The sequence below is a fragment of the Cytobacillus sp. FSL R7-0680 genome (assembly GCF_038009245.1).
Lineage (GTDB): Bacteria > Bacillota > Bacilli > Bacillales > Cytobacillaceae > Cytobacillus > Cytobacillus kochii.
The window spans coordinates 3,250,916-3,266,127 of the sequence record NZ_JBBPAO010000001.1 but is presented as its reverse complement, the minus strand read 5'-3'; the positions used below and the strand labels follow the sequence as shown (position 1 = coordinate 3,266,127).

Genomic DNA, 15,212 nt, shown 5'->3' with positions numbered 1-15,212 from the left:
GACCAATCCTCCTAATGAAATATGTCTAAATATTGCGTAAATACATATACATTTTAACAAATTTTTGGGTGATAATGGTATTAGATAATCAAAAGGAGGGGAAAAAGAGGATGAAAGTCCTAAATAAATTTATTATTGGTTTACTACTTACTATAGGCGTATTTAATGGAGTGATTAAATCTGAAGTAGTACAAAGTAATGGTGCTGATAACATCGGTATAGGTATATTCGAAGATAAACCTATCCCAGGCCATCACTAGGAGAAAAAGTTATGAAGCCTAAAAAAGTTTTGATTGTGGGGAAAGAGAAGGCGTTCAAAAAAGGCTCGATACATTCCGTATTATTGAATAAGGAAAAATATCAGCTTCATTACTTAAACAATGAAAATCTTTTACAAGATCCACTATTTTTAAAGGGATTCTCCTTGGCAATTATTAATAAAGTTAAAAGCATTTATATAGACAGTCTTCTAGAAAATAAAGTTCCTAGCATTGTATTAATTGGAAAAAGGGAGCAGCATTTAATCTCTGTTGTAAGTAATGTCCAAGGAATCGTTTCAAAGGAAAAACCAGAAGAGATACATTTTGCCATTGAAATGATAGAAAAGGGCGGCTTTTACTTTTCGACAGCTTTAAAGCAATATATCTTTCCTTTAATGGGTAATAAAATTCCGTTTGATCTTGACGAAGAGTTGAAGTATATACCTACGATTTTAACTGAAATGGAGTTAAAAGTCGTAGAAGAGTTAATAAATGATAAAACCAATCAACAAATCGCAGATACCTTGTATTTAAGTAAGCGGACAGTTGAATACTATATTACATCTAGTATGCAAAAATTAAAAGTAAACTCAAGAGTAGGTCTGGCGGTTAAGATGACGAAGGCCATACTATTGCAGAATCAATCAATAAGTATAAGAAAAGTTCAAACGGTATATGCCTAGAGTCTGACCAAATGTCAGACTTTTTTTTATGGAAAAAGAAAAAATAGAGGGAAGTAGTTCAAAAGTGAGATTGGCATCCAATTTATTTATACAGTATACACATCTCAACTAGTAACACAGAACTAAGATAGGAGAATGTAAGAAGACGACTTACATTTGCGTGATTTACGGGTTCTTTTGACCCACTCCTATTTTATGATGAGCTTAATAAATACAAATAGGAGGAAATTATGAAAGGTAATTTTGTTAAACTACAGGCTCTTGAAGAAGAAGATTTTAAGTTGTTCTCAAAATGGGTTTGTCCATCAAAAGTAAGTGCATTGGCGAGAGGGGCCCAAGACTTTGCCACATTGGAGGACATTAAGGCTGATATTAGAACAGGGAATACAAATTATGCCACAGTGCTTACACATGACAATGAAAAGATAGGATTTATCTCCTGGCAGCCTCAGAAGTATGAAGGAAGTTATTTACTTGGTGGTGTAATAGGAAATCCCGATTTATGGGATATGGGTTACGGGGCAGAAGCCTCATTATTGATTTTAGATTATTTATTTCATTTTAAAAATGCTCACAAAGTTCAATTCATTAATGGTTTATACAATTTGAGGACTATTCGTTTTCTAATAAAGAATAAAGTCACAATAGAAGGGGTTCTACGTGATTATTTCTTCTTAGATGGAGAGTATCATGATGCTGTGGTTTCTTCTATTTTGAGGGAGGAATATTACTCTCAGGATGAGGGGAATCTGCCAGAGGATATGATCCCCAAAAGTGAAAAAGAGAAAACTAGAAAAGAATTATATGAATATCTCAATCATCAATGGAAGGATGAGTGCTTTCCAAGTTTGGTAAAAGGTGTTGGCGTTAATGTGGAGTGAAAAGGTAGTAGTCATAACAGGAGCTTCAAAAGGAATAGGAAAAAGTATGTCAAAGCATTTTACTGAATTAGGTGCAACTGTAATCATGCTTTATCGATCTTCGTTATCAGAAATCAAACAAGTAGTTGAGGAGATAAAAAAAGAAACGGGTCATGAGCGCGTGTTTTTTGAAAAACTGGATGTCAATGATATTGAAATGGTCAAAAATGTTTTTCAAAATATAATATCCACGCATAAGCGAATTGATGTACTTGTTAATAATGCGGGTATCAGTTTTGGTGGTGCATTAATTCCAAGTAATCCGGTAGAGAAGTGGAAAGAGATTGTGGACACCAACATTATGGGAACAATTAATTGCATTCATGCTGTTTCTTTTCACATGTTGTTAGCACAAAGCGGTTCAATTATTAATATATCATCCCTTTCAGGGTTGGTAGGAATAGAACGACTAAGTGCGTATAGCGCAAGTAAAGCGGGAGTAATTGGTTTAACACGCTCACTTGGAAAGGAGTATGCCCCTTATAATGTCAGGGTGAATGCAGTTGCTCCAGGATATATTGAAGACACTGGAATGGTAGATCGAATTCCAGAAAAGCAGATGACTGAGTTTCGAAAGAAAATCGCCATGGGCAGATTAGGGACTGCAAAAGAAGTTGCTGAAGCTGTATCATTTCTTGCTTCAGATAAATCAAGTTATATCACGGGGCAAACGTTAGTCGTTGATGGAGGACTAATGTGAATGGATGGAGGTAGAAAAATTGAGAACAGCCATATTGTTTCCACCTTTAATGAAACTTAAAAAGGGAGATTTCAAAAATTTATATGATCGTTTCCCTTTAGTAAGAGAACAGTTTGAACAAGCAAGTGACATTATCGGTAAAGACTTAGCAAAAAGTTTTTTTTTAGAAAATGAGGCCATGACAAATCGTGGAGATATTGCCCGAACGAGCATTGTAACAATCAGTTCAGCTTTATATAAGCTGATTAGAAATGAAATTAGTCAGCCAGATTTTTATTTAGGTCCAAGTCTAGGCCAAGTAAATGCTATCCATTGTAGTGGAAGTCTTGATTTTACAGATACTGTTAAAATGATTCAAGCTATGTGCTTAATGGAGGCTGAGGAGAAGAGAAATAAGGGCAATGGAGTTTATTTCTTCTACAACATTGATACCGAGGTACTGGATGATCATATTGCTGAATTACGTAATAAAGGCTGTACGCTAGAACCATGTATGTACGGAACTTCCAATCAAATGATTGTTAATGGAGATACAAAAAGTCTTGAGGAGCTAAGTAGCAAAATATCACCTCTTGGGGGCCTTGGAATCACAATTCCTTATGGACCACCAGGTCATTGTTCTCTTCTTCAATCTGTTAAAGAGAGATTTGAGAATGAATTCATGCCCATGATCAAGCCGGTGAATCCCATTAAACCTTTGGTTAGTAACGTAACTGCCACACCCTTATATACCGGGAAAGAGATAGCGAATGAGCTAGTTAATCAGTACACCAAACCTGTTCAATGGTATCAATCGCTAAAGTTTTTAGCAGAAAATAATGTGCAAAAGTTGATTGTGGTAGGGCCTGGGAATTTTGTAGCCAAATCACTACAATTTACAGATATTGATTTTGAAGTGGAATCATATCTTGTGGCGGAGGAGATCAATAAAATATGTACAAGAAGTAGTAGTTCGTCTATTGGAGGTTAAAAGATGATAGGTCTAGTGTTTCCTGGTTTAGCACCATCATACTATGAAGATATTAAAACTTTTATGCAAAATAGTCCATTTTCAAAAAGAAGATTTGAAGAGGCGAGTGAAGTTTTAGGTTTTTCATTGATTGAGGCTTTCAAAAGTGTAGGAGATAAAGATTACGTAGTGATGGAATGTGCTTTCCTTGCCAATACAATGGCTGTGTTAGACCATTTCTATGAGGAATATAGCCTTTCTCCTCAAGTGGTAATTGGTCCGAGTTTTGGTGGAATTGTTGCAGCGATTTACGTGAAAAGCATTTCTTATAAAGAAGCTGTATGGATAACAAAAGAATCCAATAAATTATCAGGTGAATGGTATGAACGGCTGGGGGATTTCAAAACCCACTTTGTTTATAATCTTTCATTGAACGAGTCCAATAAAATCATTGAGGATTTCAAGTCGAAAGGGCATTTTTTAGAATTGGTTGGAAATATGGAGAGTGTAATGTGTTTTTGCGGTAGCGCTTCTACAATTGATCTATTAAAAAGAACCTTAAATAATAGGCCAAAGTGTTTTTCTCTTCATACTATGGGACATCCAATCCATAGTGAGGTATTAACTCCTTTACGACTAGATGTAGAAAGGGAAGTTTTTGCTAATGTTCAATTTAAGCCCCCTACTCTACCCATCATCTCGGATGTAGATGGAAGATTAATTAATCAGTCAGAGCAATTAAAAGTGATGATGTCGGAAGGATATGACCTCCCTGTACGTTGGGACTTAGTAACTGAACAGATGGAATCTCTCGGAATCAAAGAGGTGTATGTTGTAGGTCCTAAAAATTTATTTTACCAACTTCTGAAAAATAAAATTAAGACCATTAAGGTTGATCCTGATTCGATAATTAAACAGGCAGTGACCCATTAAAGGACGGAATAAAATGATATTTACAGAGAGTGGATCCTATACAAAACAAATACTCTTCCACGATATAAGACAATCTATCGAAAGTTTATCTTTTCACAGTATCTCCAGTGGAGATCGAGTTGTAATTTCCGCAGAAAATTCTTATGAGTTTATTGTTACCCTATTTTCACTAATCCATTTAGACTGCTCCATTATACTTCTAGATGGACAGGTAGGTGAACAAAAAATTAAGAGAGTTATGGAAGAAACCAATGCAAAGATTTGCTTAATAGATCGTGATTTGCCTATCGTGAATTCAATAAGTATAAAGTCATTGGCATCATCAGATGAAATATCGTATATAGAATTTAAATTAAATATCGAAAAATGGAAATCAAGAAAGGATGCACTAATACTATATACATCAGGCTCAACGGGACAATCAAAAGCAATAATAAAGTCTGGACAGTCCATGTTTATCAATTTAGAAAGTACGATGAAAAGCATGTGCTACCTTCGAAACGACATATTATTACCGGTTATTCCTTTTTCGCATTTTTACGGATTATCTTTAGTGTTCATTTGGTGGATGATGGATTGTCATTTGGTCTTATGTGATTACAAGAAAGTAAGGAAAATTCTAAAGGCTATTTCTGATTACAAAGTAACGGTTGTTGATGCTATTCCTTCTACGTATCATGTTTTAATACAGCTAATGGAAAAAAGGCAAGAGGTTAGAAATGATTTAAAAAGATCAAGTGTTAGATTGTGGTGTATTGGAGGTTCTCCATTATCGGCCAAATTAGCTGCTGATTTTGAAGGTTATGTAGGCAGGCCCTTGCTTGACGGCTATGGTCTATCTGAAGCAGGAAATATAGCTTTAAATACAGGTAACGAGAAAGGCTGCGGTAAACCTTTAGAGGGTGTAACAATAATGATAATGGATGAATATGGAAAAGAAGCTCCAACTGGAAACATTGGTGAAGTGTTAATAAAAAGCTCCGGATTAATGGAAGGATACCTTGGTTTAAAGAAAGAAACAGAAAGAGCCTTTCTAGATGGATGGTATCGTACAAGTGATTTGGGATATATGACACAAGATCAGCATCTTTACGTAGTTGGGCGAAAAGGGGAGGGGTTCCTAAGGAAAGGTTATCTCATATACCCAGCAACAATTGAAAAAGAAATATTTGATTCTTTGGGATATAGAGGGAAGGTCTTTTCCTTTAGAGACGAAAAGAAAGATTCATATGTACTTATCTTTATAGAGGAAGATCCTGCAAAAATAGCTGAAATTAAACGAAATATTTATACACATATAGATCCTTTCTATCAGCCAAATAAAATCTTAGTGTTAAAGGAATTTCCATACTTGTTAAATGGAAAGGTTGATCAGGTTGGATTACAAAAACTTGCATCACAATGGAATCAAAATAGAGAGGAGGATTCAAATTGCATAGCACTATCATAGTTGATCCTTTCCCATCTTTAGTTCTGGAGAGAAAGGAAGCGATTGAGCGTACAATTGAATATCTCGAAAAAAACAGAGAATGTATGATGGAAATATTGACAGAGGTTTCACCTTATCATACAGCTAAAGATGAAATAAATATATCTATTCAAGCTCTCACCCGCGCGATTGCAGAGGTCAATGAAAATAGGCCACCAACATTGAATAGTATGTCAGTATTTATGCCATCAAACGTTTTGTTATACTCATATGTCCTCTACTTGTTAATCCCTTCGCTTTATGTAGAAAAAATTGAATTTAGGGGATCAGGGCTTGTTATTGAACAAGTTAGAAAGCTACACAATTTGTTAAAAGAAATACATCAGTTGCCTATTCACTTATTAGAATTGTCTCATCGAAAGTACATTAAAGAATCAGCTCTACAGGCGGAACTAGTCATTTTTACTGGTGCCTATAAAAATGCTGAGGAAATTAAATTCCAACTTTCAGAAGATCAATTCTTTGTTTTCTTTGGTCACGGAGTCAATCCATTTATCTTAACTGAATCAGCGGATGTAGAAAAATCCATCAATGACCTTGTTTCTATACGGACATATAATTCCGGGCAAGACTGCTTAGGTCCAGATGTTATTTATGTGCCAGAACATTTGAAAGAACCATTCGTTTCAATGTTAAAACAAAGATTAGAGATACTCAAATTCGGTAGCAATAAGGACGAAGTAATGGATTATGGCCCTATTCACTACCTATCTGCAATAGACGTTGTGGCCGTACATTTAAATCAATTTAGTAACTATATCTACTCAGGAGGTAATATTCATTATCGTGAAAGAAGAATAGAACCAACGATCTTGTTAAGCAAAATAGAGGATGATTTGCCAATGGCTGAATTCTTTTCTCCTATCTTTAATGTGGTTACGTATAAGAATGTTGACGAAATCTTGGAGGTTTTTAATACAGGTTATTTTCTTGAGAGAGCGATGGGGGCAACGGTGTATGGAGATTGCAATAAAAATTTAATCGATGCATTACATAAGAGGCATACGGTATCAATAAATGAAACCTTATTAGATATAGAAAATGGAAATGCCCCGTTCGGAGGTTATGGTCCGATGGCTAATTATGTTTCTTATAAAGGTCAATTAATCATTAAGCCTATTTTACTTTCGAAAATCCTCCATGATTATTGGGAGTCGAAGCATGACTAGTAATACAGTGTGGTATGCAATTACACAAGCCCTAAAATGCAATGGAGTAACTCAAGTTTTTGGTTTACCAAGTGATGATCTTGCACTAATGATAGAAATAAAAAAGAATAACATTAATTTTTTAATAACAAAGGATCAAAGAAATGCGATGTTCATGGCAACTGGTTATAGTTTGGCCATGAATCAATTAGGTGTATGTGTTGTTGGAAAAGGACCAGCAATGATGAATTGTATGACGGGTGTCCTTGAGGCAGATGCACAATGTGCACCGGTTTTAATCATTGCAACTAGCACTAAAACAGAAAAATATGGCTTTAATAGGTCCTTCCAGGAAGCTAATCAATACGAAGTTGTGTCTCCTCTAGCAAAGTGGGCCCACCGTGTGGAGAGCGCTGATTCAATTCATTGGGTAATGAAGAAAGCAATATTTCTTGCCACATCAGGATCACCTGGACCTGTTTATATAGAAATACCAGAGGACATTGGTTTTCAAAAGGTGCAGAAAAATGAATTTTCCTCATATATACCTACCATTCATTCAAAGCTTTCTGCAGATGTAGAAAATATAAACAAAGCAAGAAGGATGATTAAAGAATCAACAAAACCGATCATCATTTACGGGGGCGGAACGAAACGGGGAAGAGATAGACATATATTAAAGGCATTTGCGGAATGGCTTAGGGCACCTATCTTTGTAACAGCTTCAGGACGTGGTGCGATTTCTGAAGAGGATCCTCTTTTTTGTGGTTTAGCAGGATTATATTGTCCAGCTCATATGATGGAACTTATCACACAATCAGATTTATTTATATCAGTGGGTAGTAGACTCGAAGAAACAGCTACTTTCGGTTGGGAAGCCTCACTAAAAGCAAATAAAATGATTCAAATTAATATCAGTGAGCAAGGTTTCAATCTTTTGTATGATAGTTTCAATCTCCAGGGGGATGCAGAAGAAATTTTAAGTAAATTAATGGAGACTAGTATTCCAAGAGAAGATCCATATCAGTGGATAGAATTTGCGGAAAATTTAAAGATTCATCTCTTTAGAGAAAAGGATGCAGTAACTTATCATTATAATCAATTAAGGGTTGCTGACATTCTTAACGTGTTAAATAGTTATTTACCTAAAGAGGTTGTTTTTGTTCATGAAAATGGTTTGCAAGACATGTGGAGTTATTTTTATCCTTATCATGCTCTAAAAGCGGGTCAGGATGCTATTACTCCTAGCGAACAAACGCCCTTAGGGTTTGGAGCAGCAGCAGCAGTAGGGGTTGCCCAAGCTCAAAAAGACAAAATGGTTGTGGCTATAGTAGGCGACGGTGCATTTAATCTTTTCCAAAGCGATCTTTCAACTGTAGTACAAAATAAAATTCCCATCATATATGTTGTTTTAAATAATGGTGGATATGGATGGTTAGCTTATCAAAATAAAAATAATGGGGCATCTTCCGTTTTTATTCATGAAGAGGAATCGGCGCTTATAGGTGTACATTCAAATCTGCATCACCTACAAGTAAAATCCTGTCATGAACTCGTAGATTCAATTAAAGAAGCTATGGCTGCGTATAGAGTAGGTAAATCAGTTATACTAGAATGCTTTGTACAAGTAAATGATGTAGCATCTGCTTTAAAAGATATATATGGGGATTTTCCAATAAAGGAGAGGTGAATAAGGTAAATGGAAGCATTACTCACTGAAAAAATATTGAATCAAACGGGTTTAGAAATCCCAGTTAATATTCAAGGGATAGGATTTCGTGTACCAGGCAAAATTGTAAAAAATGAAGATCTGGTGAAAGAACTAGATACAAGTGATCAATGGATACAGGACAAAACCGGAATAAAGGAAAGGAGGTACTTAGAAGATGAGTATGTGACTTCTGACCTCTGTGCAAGTGCAGCGGCGGAGGCACTCTTGGATGCCGATATTCAAGCAGAAGAGATTGATGCCATTATTGTAACCACTACATCACCTGATCAAGCATTACCTTCAACTGCAATGATTATCAAAGAAAAAATAGGTGCAGAAAAAGCGATTCCGATTGATCTTACGCAAAGTGGCTGTGCAGGTGGGATATATGCTATGTATGTCGGGACTCATCTACTCCAAAATAGCAATGTGAAAAATGTATTAGTGATCGGTTGTGAAATCCTTTCGAGGATTAGTGATCCAAAGGATCGCACTACACGTGTGTTTTTTGGTGATGCAGCTGGAGCAATGGTGTTGCAAAAAACAAGAGAGGGTGGAGGCATTCTTTCCTTCCATTTAGATTCAGAGCTTAATTATGCAGTTCAAATCCCTGGAGGCGGGACAGTACCATTGGGTGAAAATGAAGATTATAGAACAAGCCAATTTGTTAAGATGAATGGTCGTGAAGTCTGGAATACTGCAACAAGGGTAGTTCCAACCTCTATAAGGGAAGCCATATTATCTGCAGGATTAACAATAGGTGATATTGATCATTTCTTAGTCCATCAGGCAAATCTTAATATAGTAAAAGAAGTTATGCATGATTTAAATGTCCCACTCGAAAAAACGACCATAACTGTACAAGAATATGCCAATACTGGTTCAGCGACATTATATTCAGTTTTATATAAAGCCTTGAAAGATGGAAAAGTGAAAGAGGATGATACGATTGTTCTTTCAGCTATTGGTGCGGGTTTCTTATGGGGTTCTATCTGCTTAAAATATACTAAAAATGAGAAAAGGGGTTAGGAAAATGAAAGAAAAAATAAAAGAAAAATTTATTGAGGTCTACAAAATGGACATTAAACCGGAGGAATTATTGGATGATAGCTATTTATTTGGGCCAGATTCAGTATATGGTTTAGATTCTATGGATGTTTTGGTTTTCATTAATGAATTAAAAAAAGAATTTGGCTTAGAATATAGCACACTAGATACTGATTCCTTTATGACTATCAATAATATTATTAGTTTTATTGAGAAACAAAAAAAATCTGAATCTGTTTAAGGTTATGGAAAGCTTATCGTATTTACCGCACAAATACCCTTTCCTATACGTAGATCGAGTAGTTGAAAGAGACCCGATGAAGTGGGTAAAGGGTTATAAAAATATAAGCAATAACGAATGGTTTATCAGTGAAAGTCAAAAAAGTATGCCCTCTACACTTATTATTGAAGCAATTGGTCAAATAGGCGCTTTTGTCCGTATTGAAAAATCAGAAAAATATGAAATATTAGCTGGGATTAATGGTGCTCAAATACATGGTTCAGCCTATCCAGGGGATAAGTTAGATTTGTACTTTGAGGTTACAAGGATAAGAAATGGATTAATGAAAGGGAAGGGTATTGCTTCAGTTAATGGTTCTGTAATTGTTTCTATAGATGAAATTACAACTGTTTACCTATGAAAAAACCTCCTTTTTTAGGAGGTTTTTAGCATTTTTTAATAACAGGCGAAATTTGCGTGATACTCTAATCTTTTTGTTGTTCAAACTGAATACAATAGAGAGGTGTTTGTAGGTGATAATAAGTAAAATATAGAAGGAGTCGAAGAATGAAGTCAATCATTAATTTTTCAATTAAGAACAAGCTCGCAATTTGGATCGTCACAATCTTTATTATAGTCTTTGGTATGTTTTCTGCCTTTCAAATGAAAATGGAGCAACTCCCAAATATTAACGAGCCAATCGTTGATATTACAACTATTTATCCCGGTGCATCGTCTGAAGAAGTTTCGGATAAAATTACCAATCAGATAGAAAATGGTGTGCGGAATTTAGATGGGGTAAAAAATGTGGTATCAACTTCCATGCAAGACGCGTCATCGATCCAAGTAGAATATGGATTTGACAAGGATCTTAAGGAAGCAGAGCAGGAAATTGAAGAAACGATAAAAAACCTGAATCTTCCGGAGGATGCCCAGACACCAAAGGTTGCGAGACTTAGCTTTAATGATTTACCAATTTTAGTAGTATCCGTATTAAATCAGAATAGTAACCTTTCGGAAGTAAGCAATCTCGTAAAAAATGAAATACAGCCGGCTTTTGAAGAAATTCAGGGAATCTCTACAGTAAATATCGTTGGGAATGAGACGAAAGAGGTCAGAATCAATCTTTTACCGGAAAGACTACAAGAATATCAACTGCGTGATCAAGACGTAGCAGAATATTTGAATAGCGTGTTAAATGAATTTTCATTAGGTGTGAAAGAGGTTGATAATCAAGAAAAGGTCGTTGCGATTCAAAGCGAATTGGATATAGAAAAACTAAAGGATATTAGTGTGCCAATTAATCCGCAATCTGTAATAGAAGGAGTAGATCAAACAGCAGAAGCAACACCTACCCTTAGTGATATTGCCGAAATTGAGTTAGAGCAAAGCTCTTCGTCCATCTCTAGATTTAATGGGGAAGAGTCAATTGGTATCCAAGTAGTACAAGGAGTAAACGGGAATACGGTTGAAATTATTGACGCAATAACCAATAAAATGGATGAATTAGAAAAACAGTATGACGGTTTAACATTTGAAACAGTATTGAATAGTGGCGATCCAATAAAAGATTCCATCAGTATGATGTTCAAAAAGGCTCTAATAGGAGCCGCCTTTGCAGTATTGATTATATTACTGTTTCTGAGAGATATAAAATCTACCCTTATATCGGTTATTTCAATTCCACTATCATTACTCATTGCATTATTGTTACTTCATCGAATTGGAATTAGCTTGAACTTAATGACAATTGGAGCGATGACAGTTGCCATTGGAAGAGTAGTTGATGACTCAATTGTTGTTATTGAGAACATTCATAGAAAAATAAAGTTATCTAAAGAACCATTGAGTGGAAATGCATTAATTGTAGCAGCTACAAAGGAAATGTTTTCACCAATTATGTCCTCTACGATTGTAACAATTGCAGTGTTCCTTCCATTAGGGCTTGTTGATGGTCCAGTAGGAGAACTATTTTATCCTTTTGGATTAACAATCGTATTTGCCCTTTTAGCCTCACTGTTAGTTTCTATAACAATTGTGCCAATGATGGCTCATTTTATGATGAGTAGAAAAGTTGGAAAGCGTGCTTCTAGAGATAAGAAACATAAAGGAGAAACGTATAGAAAGATACTAAGATGGAGTCTTAATCATAAAATCGTATCTTTCACATGTATCAATATTCTTTTAATTGGTAGTTTGTTTTTGATTCCATTTATTGGCGTCACCTTCATACAAGAAGATGAAAATAATTTACTTATTATCACTTATGATCCAAAAACAGGTGATACAAGAGAAGAAATTAATGAGCAAGTGGAGACTGTAGAAGATTATTTGCTTGGCAGGGAACATATTGAGCTCGTTCAATCATCACAAGGTGGAGGAAATCCACTTAACCCAGCGGATACGCGACAAGTTTTATTCTTCATTAAATATAAAGGAAGCGTTGAAGACTTTGGAAAAGAGCAGGAAGTAATCTCTGCTGAAATTCGGAAGCAAACCGAGGGAGAATGGAGTTTTCAGGATTCTGGTTCAGGCAATAGTCAAATGAATATTTATGTTTACGGTAATAATTTTGAAGAGATTAATCAGTCAATAGGTCAGATTGAAGATAAACTATCAAATAGAGAAGAAGTAAAGAGCATAAAAACTAATGTCTCTGAGTTGCATGATAAGCTTGGTTTTCAGCTGAAACTGGATGAATTAATTGATAATGGTGTGCACCCAGAACAGGTTTATTCAGCACTAGGTGGAGGGGTTGACATGAGACTCACCACTATAAATGAGGAAGGAGACGACTTACCTGTTTACTTGAATACAGCAAAAGCGATTGAAAAACAGGAGGATTATCTTAAGTTGCCTATTTCCACTTTGTCTGGTGAAGAGATAGAACTATCAGAGGTGACAGAACTTATTGAGCAAGAAGCTCCCTCAGCTATATACAATCGTAATGGCAAGCAATATGGTGAAGTAACGATTAATGTTCAAAGCAATGATATCAATAAGACAATCAAAGGTTTAGAAAGTGAATTAAAAGGGATTTCATTTGGGAATGGAGTCAACCTCGAATTTGGCGGTGTTTCAGATCAAATTGAAGACTCTTTTAATCAATTAATTATTGCTTCAGGTCTTGCTATCTTCGTTGTATTTTTCGTTTTAATTGTCACATTTGGAGGTGGTCTAGCACCATTTGCTATCCTATTCTCCTTGCCATATGCAATTATTGGGAGTTTGGTTGGACTCTTGTTAACTAGAGAACCAATTAGTATTTCAGTAATGATTGGTGCCTTAATGTTAATCGGAATAGTTGTAACAAATGCGATCGTTTTAGTGGCGAGAATTATTCAGAATGAAAAAGAAGGTATTGATTTAAGGGAGGCAATATTAGAAGCGGGTACAACACGTTTGAGACCGATATTAATGACCGCTTTTGCAACTGTAGGGGCATTGGTTCCACTTGTGTTTACTGGTGAGACGGATGGAAGTGGCTTAATTTCGAGGGGGTTAGGGATAACAGTCATTGGTGGTCTTACAACTTCAACAATACTCACTTTGATTGTAGTTCCAGTTGTTTATGAAGCTTTAATGAAGATGAAAAAGAAGTTTAAAAAGAAAAGAGCTCAAAAAGAAGAAGTAAACATTGAGGCTTAGTGGTGTTTTCACTAGGCTTTCTTTTTCTCAATTCTGTGGGTATTTTGGACGAGAATAAGATCGTTTATGCTTTTAAATTTGTGTGAAAGTATTCAAAAAGGAGAATGAAAGGTGAGTTCAATTTTTAATAACCGCTTTATTTATTGTATCCTTTTCTCTGCCTTATTTCTTCAAATGGGTATTTGGATTAGGAACTTTTCGATATTACTATTTGTTACTGAACAAACGAATGGGAACGCTATAGCCATTTCTTTTATTATGCTTGCGGAGTATGCCCCCATTTTCTTGTTTTCTTTCCTAGGAGGAACATTTGCAGACCGTTGGCGACCAAAGAAGACGATGGTATGGTGTGATATTCTTACGGCAATATCAATTTTTGCTATTTTTGCTGCGCTACTTTTTAGTACTTGGAAAGTTGTCTTTTTTATTACTTTAATTTCTGCAGTACTTTCCCAGCTTTCACAACCAGCGGGTATGAAGTTATTTAAGCAAAATCTCCCAGACAAACTATTACAGCCTGCGATGTCTCTTTATCAAACCTTATCTGCTGTTTTTATGATAATGGGGCCGGTCATTGGTACCATTGTTTATGAAAACTTAGGCCTTCTCCCTTCCATTTTAATAACTGGAAGTGCCTTTCTATTATCTGCTTTTTCGTTGTTTTTCATTACAGAGAGTAAAAATATTGAAAGGGAGTCGTCCATACATATAGCCAATATTTTGGATGATATGAGGGGTGGAATAAAATACGTACTTAAAAATAATCAATTAAAAGCGCTGGGAGCATGTTTCTTATTTGCAGGACTAGCAGTAGGGCTCATTCAACCAATGAACATTTTTATTGTCATGGAAAAATTGTCATTAGGAACAGAGTATTTACAGTGGCTTCTCATGATAAATGGCTTAGGAATGGTGATTGGTGGAGTAATATCATTTACTTTATCTAGTAAGATACAACCGATGAAGTTTTTAGCAATAGGAGTGGCAATGACCGCGATATCTATAAGTATAATTGGCTATTCAACAGTACTTATGCTAACACTATTAGGACAATTTTTATATGGGGTATTTCTTCCGGTTATTCAAATTGGCATTCATACAATGGTATTAAAAAATACGAATGATCATCTTATAGGGAGGGTCAACGGTATTTTAGTGCCTCTGTTTAGTGGGTCTATGGTAATGAGTATAACATTAGTAGGCATATTAAAAAGTGTGGTATCAGTAACTTTTATCTTTCAAGTGTCTGCTTGTTTATTCCTTGTTGCTTTGGCGATTATTTTACGAAACACAAAGCAGCAGTCATTGAATGAACCAGGACAAGCTAGAAATGTTTAATGTGTGAAGCTACTAAATAGTGAGCAACTACTATATGAATTTATCATTCCTTGTGAATAGGTGGCTTCATTTGAATCCGTATCGATACAAACATTTCTTAATAAAAATGAACAGTAGAGCAATTTAGTGAATAAAAGAAACAAGCAGTGGTTATGCTTGTTTCTTA

The 15,212-nt window shown here is 35.4% G+C and carries 14 protein-coding genes; all 14 read left to right on the top strand.

The genetic code is table 11. From position 1 onward, the window contains the following. Positions 1 to 110 precede the first annotated feature (110 nt). Entirely contained in the window at positions 111 to 260 is a 150-nt protein-coding gene (locus MKY26_RS16310) for a hypothetical protein (RefSeq protein ID WP_157733857.1), read from the top strand. Between the two features lie 11 nt (positions 261 to 271). After that, a complete protein-coding gene (locus MKY26_RS16305) occupies positions 272 to 943 on the top strand; it encodes a response regulator transcription factor (RefSeq protein ID WP_095371515.1) in 672 nt (223 codons plus the stop codon). A 230-nt stretch (positions 944 to 1,173) separates the two neighbouring features. Continuing rightward, positions 1,174 to 1,824 carry a GNAT family N-acetyltransferase gene (locus tag MKY26_RS16300; RefSeq protein ID WP_095371516.1) on the top strand — a complete coding sequence of 217 codons (651 nt, stop codon included), beginning with the start codon at positions 1,174 to 1,176 and terminating at the stop codon, positions 1,822 to 1,824. Next, positions 1,814 to 2,563: an SDR family NAD(P)-dependent oxidoreductase gene (locus tag MKY26_RS16295; protein ID WP_322909857.1), complete on the top strand. Its 750-nt coding sequence runs from the start codon at positions 1,814 to 1,816 to the stop codon at positions 2,561 to 2,563. Before MKY26_RS16300 ends, MKY26_RS16295 begins: the two co-directional genes overlap by 11 nt. Positions 2,564 to 2,582: 19 nt before the next feature. Then, positions 2,583 to 3,533, top strand: a complete 951-nt coding sequence (locus tag MKY26_RS16290) for an ACP S-malonyltransferase (protein ID WP_341098149.1) — start codon at positions 2,583 to 2,585, stop codon at positions 3,531 to 3,533. 3 nt (positions 3,534 to 3,536) lie between these two features. Then, entirely contained in the window at positions 3,537 to 4,445 is a 909-nt protein-coding gene (locus MKY26_RS16285; protein WP_095371519.1) for a hypothetical protein, read from the top strand. Positions 4,446 to 4,458: 13 nt separating this feature from the next. After that, entirely contained in the window at positions 4,459 to 5,895 is a 1,437-nt protein-coding gene (locus tag MKY26_RS16280) for a class I adenylate-forming enzyme family protein (RefSeq protein WP_341098147.1), read from the top strand. Next, positions 5,877 to 7,103 carry an aldehyde dehydrogenase family protein gene (locus MKY26_RS16275; RefSeq protein ID WP_307316526.1) on the top strand — a complete coding sequence of 409 codons (1,227 nt, stop codon included), beginning with the start codon at positions 5,877 to 5,879 and terminating at the stop codon, positions 7,101 to 7,103. The genes MKY26_RS16280 and MKY26_RS16275 overlap by 19 nt, the downstream gene beginning before the upstream one ends. Beyond that, entirely contained in the window at positions 7,096 to 8,772 is a 1,677-nt protein-coding gene (locus MKY26_RS16270; RefSeq protein WP_341098145.1) for a thiamine pyrophosphate-binding protein, read from the top strand. Before MKY26_RS16275 ends, MKY26_RS16270 begins: the two co-directional genes overlap by 8 nt. Before the next feature lie 9 nt (positions 8,773 to 8,781). Then, the gene (locus MKY26_RS16265) at positions 8,782 to 9,822 is read left to right on the top strand and encodes a 3-oxoacyl-ACP synthase III family protein (protein ID WP_307316530.1); all 1,041 of its coding nucleotides are present in this window, start codon (positions 8,782 to 8,784) and stop codon (positions 9,820 to 9,822) included. A 4-nt stretch (positions 9,823 to 9,826) separates the two neighbouring features. Then, a complete protein-coding gene (locus tag MKY26_RS16260; RefSeq protein WP_095371523.1) occupies positions 9,827 to 10,081 on the top strand; it encodes an acyl carrier protein in 255 nt (84 codons plus the stop codon). 4 nt (positions 10,082 to 10,085) lie between these two features. Then, positions 10,086 to 10,481 (top strand): 3-hydroxyacyl-ACP dehydratase FabZ family protein, encoded by a 396-nt coding sequence (locus tag MKY26_RS16255; protein ID WP_095371524.1) that lies wholly within the window; start codon positions 10,086 to 10,088, stop codon positions 10,479 to 10,481. A gap of 146 nt (positions 10,482 to 10,627) precedes the next feature. After that, positions 10,628 to 13,708, top strand: a complete 3,081-nt coding sequence (locus MKY26_RS16250) for an efflux RND transporter permease subunit (RefSeq protein WP_341098144.1) — start codon at positions 10,628 to 10,630, stop codon at positions 13,706 to 13,708. Positions 13,709 to 13,819: 111 nt separating this feature from the next. Next, complete coding sequence (locus tag MKY26_RS16245; RefSeq protein ID WP_095371526.1) at positions 13,820 to 15,046, top strand: MFS transporter; 1,227 nt, start codon at positions 13,820 to 13,822, stop codon at positions 15,044 to 15,046. The last annotated feature ends 166 nt before the right edge of the window (positions 15,047 to 15,212 follow it).

Excerpts from the sequence above, each read along its gene's own strand:
- MKY26_RS16255 (WP_095371524.1), top strand. The coding sequence starts at position 10,086 with ATGGAAAGCTTATCGTATTTACCGCACAAATACCCTTTCCTATACGTA.
- MKY26_RS16265 (WP_307316530.1), top strand. The coding sequence starts at position 8,782 with ATGGAAGCATTACTCACTGAAAAAATATTGAATCAAACGGGTTTAGAA.
- MKY26_RS16280 (WP_341098147.1), top strand. The coding sequence starts at position 4,459 with ATGATATTTACAGAGAGTGGATCCTATACAAAACAAATACTCTTCCAC.
- MKY26_RS16270 (WP_341098145.1), top strand. The coding sequence starts at position 7,096 with ATGACTAGTAATACAGTGTGGTATGCAATTACACAAGCCCTAAAATGC.
- MKY26_RS16260 (WP_095371523.1), top strand. The coding sequence starts at position 9,827 with ATGAAAGAAAAAATAAAAGAAAAATTTATTGAGGTCTACAAAATGGAC.
- MKY26_RS16250 (WP_341098144.1), top strand. The coding sequence starts at position 10,628 with ATGAAGTCAATCATTAATTTTTCAATTAAGAACAAGCTCGCAATTTGG.
- MKY26_RS16310 (WP_157733857.1), top strand. The coding sequence starts at position 111 with ATGAAAGTCCTAAATAAATTTATTATTGGTTTACTACTTACTATAGGC.
- MKY26_RS16295 (WP_322909857.1), top strand. The coding sequence starts at position 1,814 with ATGTGGAGTGAAAAGGTAGTAGTCATAACAGGAGCTTCAAAAGGAATA.
- MKY26_RS16285 (WP_095371519.1), top strand. The coding sequence starts at position 3,537 with ATGATAGGTCTAGTGTTTCCTGGTTTAGCACCATCATACTATGAAGAT.
- MKY26_RS16305 (WP_095371515.1), top strand. The coding sequence starts at position 272 with ATGAAGCCTAAAAAAGTTTTGATTGTGGGGAAAGAGAAGGCGTTCAAA.
- MKY26_RS16300 (WP_095371516.1), top strand. The coding sequence starts at position 1,174 with ATGAAAGGTAATTTTGTTAAACTACAGGCTCTTGAAGAAGAAGATTTT.